General features: G+C 47.1%; 1 protein-coding gene. It reads left to right on the forward strand.

Translation table 11 applies throughout. The features are described from left to right. Positions 1 to 79: 79 nt before the first annotated feature. Positions 80 to 695, forward strand: a 616-nt coding sequence (locus R7E78_RS26805) for a MarR family transcriptional regulator (protein ID WP_318058696.1), incomplete at its 3' end; no start/stop codon positions are given.

Consider the following 695-nt stretch of genomic DNA (forward strand, 5'->3'; position numbering starts at 1 on the left):
CAAACCGATTCATTATTGACAATGTTGCGCACCGCAATTAAATTAATTGCGGTGCGCAACTTATTATGGGTAACTTAAGATGAATCCTCGTCAGCTCAGACATTACTCCCGACAGACCGTCCGCTTGTTAGGTATGCTTGATAAACAATGTGGCGAGGTTACCCTCACCCCAGTACAAGCTCATGCCTTGGGCGAGATCCAATTACAGCCACTGACTATCAATCAACTGGCGCAGCAGCTTAACGTGAATAAATCCAATGCCAGCCGCACCGTAACTGCTCTCATCAAGCAGAGCCTGGTTGAGAGCATCGAAAATCCAAAAGACAAGCGCAGCCAGTTCATAGCTTTGACCGAGCAAGGCCAACACGCGCTATCTCAACTCGACCAACAACAAAATACTTTCTTCGAATCATTGCTATCCCATCTGAACGAAAACGAACAGCAACAGCTCAAACAAGGGCTTGAAGTGTATCTAAAAGGCTTAACCAAAGTATGCCAAGCAAACCAATTTGTTCTTCGCCCACTCAGCAAAGCCGATAACCCACAAGTCGCCGACGTGATTCGTCAGGTTTCCGCGGAATATGGTCTAACCGCAGACAAAGGATACGGCGTCGCAGACCCAACACTTGATGACATGTATTCTGTGTATAACCAACAAGGTGCCGCTTATTGGGTGATTGAGCACAATGGCGTCA

The sequence above is a fragment of the Vibrio sp. YT-19(2023) genome (assembly GCF_033337395.1).